The sequence below is a fragment of the Hymenobacter fastidiosus genome (assembly GCF_039539565.1).
In the GTDB taxonomy this organism is placed as follows: domain Bacteria; phylum Bacteroidota; class Bacteroidia; order Cytophagales; family Hymenobacteraceae; genus Hymenobacter; species Hymenobacter fastidiosus.
Window position 1 is genome coordinate 1 of record NZ_BAABDJ010000042.1, and the last position, 3,480, is coordinate 3,480.

3 protein-coding genes are annotated in these 3,480 nt (G+C 63.6%); all 3 read left to right on the forward strand.

Annotated elements, in window-relative coordinates; all coding sequences use genetic code 11:
• Positions 1 to 202 precede the first annotated feature (202 nt).
• The 3 genes from ABD833_RS18990 to ABD833_RS19000 are packed head-to-tail and all read left to right on the forward strand — an operon-like array spanning position 203 to position 3,435.
• Positions 203 to 424: a PID-CTERM protein-sorting domain-containing protein gene (locus ABD833_RS18990; RefSeq protein WP_345075170.1), complete on the forward strand. Its 222-nt coding sequence runs from the start codon at positions 203 to 205 to the stop codon at positions 422 to 424.
• Positions 425 to 483: 59 nt separating this feature from the next.
• Complete coding sequence (locus ABD833_RS18995; protein ID WP_345075171.1) at positions 484 to 1,542, forward strand: right-handed parallel beta-helix repeat-containing protein; 1,059 nt, start codon at positions 484 to 486, stop codon at positions 1,540 to 1,542.
• A gap of 54 nt (positions 1,543 to 1,596) precedes the next feature.
• The gene (locus tag ABD833_RS19000; protein ID WP_345075172.1) at positions 1,597 to 3,435 is read left to right on the forward strand and encodes a hypothetical protein; all 1,839 of its coding nucleotides are present in this window, start codon (positions 1,597 to 1,599) and stop codon (positions 3,433 to 3,435) included.
• Positions 3,436 to 3,480 lie beyond the last annotated feature (45 nt).

Here is a 3,480-nt window from a genome sequence, read left to right on the forward strand (position 1 = left end):
AGGGTCATATTGAGAAAGCGTTTCAATCCCAAACGAATACGACCACTTAATGTTTTTCAACCACTACCACTGATTGCACCCTTGTCATCAACAATGCAATTTGATGTCACAAAAATCATACATAATCAAAAACCCTCGCCCCTCCCGGTAAAGGAGCGCGGCACGCCCGTAACCCACTTTTTCACCTATTCCTCTGCCCCGCATGAGAAATCAGCTACTGCTCCCGCAGTTTATCCAACAGTGCCGACGAGTTGTGGTGCTGGCCTCCTTCTGCCTGGGCGCGGCCGGCCTGGCCCGGGCCCAGGGCCCCGGTAACGGCGGGCCCGCGGCAGTGAATGTGCCTATTGATGGCGGGGTTTCCCTGCTGCTGGCGGCGGGCGCAGCGTACGGCCTGCGCCGCCTGCGCCGCCTGCGCCGGCGCTGATGGCCCTCCTTACCCGGTACTCTTTCGGCTTTACTCTTCATCACTTACTACCCGCTGCCATGAAAAACCTTTCCACTTCCCTGCTTCTCCTGTTGCTCATCGCCGCCACGGCCTTCTCGGCCCAGGCCCAGACCATCCGCCGCTGCAACAACTCCGGCCTCACCATCGCCGGGGTCAACATCTACACCACCCTGCAGGCCGCCCACGACGCGGCCAGCGCCAACGACATCATCTACCTGGAGCCCACTTCGAATTCCTACGGTCCCCTCATCTGCGTTCGTCCCCTCACCATCATCGGCAACGGCTACTTCCTGAACGAGAACCCGGGCCTGCAATTGGCCCTGCAAACCTCCGAGACGGGCACCGTGACGTTCGCCAACGGCAGCGCCGGCTCGCGCATCACCGGCTGCGTCATTGCCGGGATGAACATCGGGGCCAGCAACATTACGGTGGAGCGAAACCAGATTACTTCCACCTTTTACATAGGGTATAACCCCGCCATCGGCTCCGTGGGCGTGAGCAACGTCCTCGTTCGCCAAAATTACATTACGGGTGGTGGCAACCCATTATTCTTTTTTCCTGGCAGCACGGCGGCCACCGCTATCAATAACGTTATCGTCAACGGCAACATCATCACCACCGGCATAAGCACTGCTACGGGCAACTATACACGCCTCGGCAGCATTCTTATTTCCAATAATGTCCTGGGTAATTTGGCCGGTACTAGCGGCGGCCTTGACGTGGATAACGCCGTCATCAAGAACAATATCCTGACGCCAACCAGCGGCACGGGTAACAACTTCACCCCGCGTAGCAACGCCTTCAGCAACAACATCAGCGGGAACGCCGCTTTCGGCACGGCCAACGGCAACCAGCAGAACATTGCCCCGTCGGCCATCTTCGTGGGCGGCACGGCCTCGACCGACGGCGCGTTTCAGCTGCGCACGGGCAGCCCGGCCATCGGCACGGGCGAGAGCGGGGTGGACGTGGGTGCCTTTGGCGGTACCATTCCTTACCGCATCGCAGGCATTCCCAACGTGCCCTCGATTTACCAGTTCAACCAATCGGTGTCGGGCAACAGCCTGAACGGCACCATCAGCACGCGGTCCAACAACTAAAGCGGGCGGCGCCTTTGCGGGCGCTTTCTGCGGTCTGATATGGACTTCCTGCGCATGACACGGCACCTCCGGCTAGGACTGGGGCTGCTGCTGGCGGCGGTGGGGGCGATGTTCTCGCCCACGCTCTACGCCCAAACCGCGCCCGCTTTCGACCGGGTGGAATATTTCCTCGACTCCGACCCCGGCTTTGGCCTGGGTACGGCCGTAACGCTGCCCACCACGCCGGGCACTAACCTGGCCGCGCTGCCCTTTTCGCTGAGCCTGGCTGCGGTTACGCCGGGCTTTCATTCCCTGGGCATCCGCTCGCGGGCGGGGGCCAACAACTGGAGCCAGACCCACCGCCAGATTCTGTACAAGGAGCCGGCCTCGAGCACGGCCGCCGCGCCGGGCCTGGCGGGCGCCGAGTACTTCATCGACACCGACCCCGGCTACGGCTTGGGAACAGTCATTGCCATCACGGGCGGCGGCACGAACGCGGCCGGGGTAGCTTTCACGGCTAGCCTGGGCAGCGTAAGCCCGGGTTTCCATTCCTTGTCCGTTCGCTCGCGCGATGCCAACGGCGGCTGGAGCCAGACCTACCGCCAGATTTTCTACGTGGAGCCGGCCACGAGCACGGCTGCGGTACCGGCCCTGGCGGGCGCCGAGTACTTCATTGACACCGACCCCGGCTATGGTCAGGGCACGGTCATCGCCATCACGGGCGGCGGTACCAACGCGGCGGGCGTGGCTTTCACGGCCGGCCTGGGCAGCGTGGCGCCGGGCTTCCACTCCTTATCCGTTCGCTCGCGCGATGCCAACGGCGGCTGGAGCCAGACCTACCGCCAGATTTTCTACGTGGAGCCCGTGGCTACGAACGCGCCGCCCGCCAACCTGGCGGCCGTGGAATATTTCGTCGACACCGACCCCGGCTACGGGCAGGGCAGCAGCGCGGCCATCACGGGCGGCGGCACCAATGCCACGGGCGTCGCCTTCACGGTGGGCCTGGGCTCGCTGGCGGTGGGCTTCCACACCTTGTATTATCGGGTGCGCGACGTGGCCGGCAAGTACAGCCAGACCCAGAACCGGGCGTTCTACGTGGACGACCCTACGGTGGCCGCCATCCCCAACCTGAACAAGGCCGAGTACTACTTCGACACCGACCCCGGCTACGGCCTGGGCTCCGATGTGCCCATTGCCACGCCGGCCACCACCCTCACCAACCTCAACCTGCTGGCCGATGCCAGCGCCCTGGCCACCGGCCAGCACCGCCTGTTTGTGCGGGTACGTAACGCCAGCGGCCGGTGGAGCCAGGTGCTGAGCCGGGCCTTCGCCAAGAGCGGCTGCAACAACTCGCCAAACTTCGCCGCCGGCCAGCCCGCGGCCAGCTACACCGGCAGCGGCATTACGGCTACGGCCGTGGAGCAGATGTATAACGGCTCGGCCGTGACCGGCGGCTCTTCCACTTTCCTCAATAACTTCCACGCCCAGGTAGACCTGGGAGCTACCACGCTGCGCACCATCTCGGAAGTGCAGTACGCCTTGCAGAACGTGAACGGCACGGCCGTGAACTACACGGTGTTCGTGGAAACGTCGCTTAACCTGAGCACCTGGACGGTGGTGGACACCTACGTCGCCACCCTGCCGGCCAACCAAACATCGTCCATCAACGTGACGCGCACCCTGGCCACGGTGCAGAACAACGTGCGCGGGGTGCGCCTGCGCATGACGCTGCCAACCGTGGCGCAGGGCATCCGGCTGACCAATGCCGGGGTGTATTTCTTCCCCGTCACCTGCCCGGTGCCGGTTATCAGCGGCTTCACGCCGGCCGGCGGGCCGGCCGGCACGGTCGTGACCGTGACGGGCACCAACCTGGACGGGGCCACGGCCGTGACCTTTAGAAGCTGTTTGAGTTAGTTTTGTTGGATGCAAGCAGCCTCCATTTCAGCCGTTCGGAAACGG

Excerpts from the sequence above, each read along its gene's own strand:
- ABD833_RS18995 (WP_345075171.1), top strand. The coding sequence starts at position 484 with ATGAAAAACCTTTCCACTTCCCTGCTTCTCCTGTTGCTCATCGCCGCC.
- ABD833_RS18990 (WP_345075170.1), top strand. The coding sequence starts at position 203 with ATGAGAAATCAGCTACTGCTCCCGCAGTTTATCCAACAGTGCCGACGA.
- ABD833_RS19000 (WP_345075172.1), top strand. The coding sequence starts at position 1,597 with ATGACACGGCACCTCCGGCTAGGACTGGGGCTGCTGCTGGCGGCGGTG.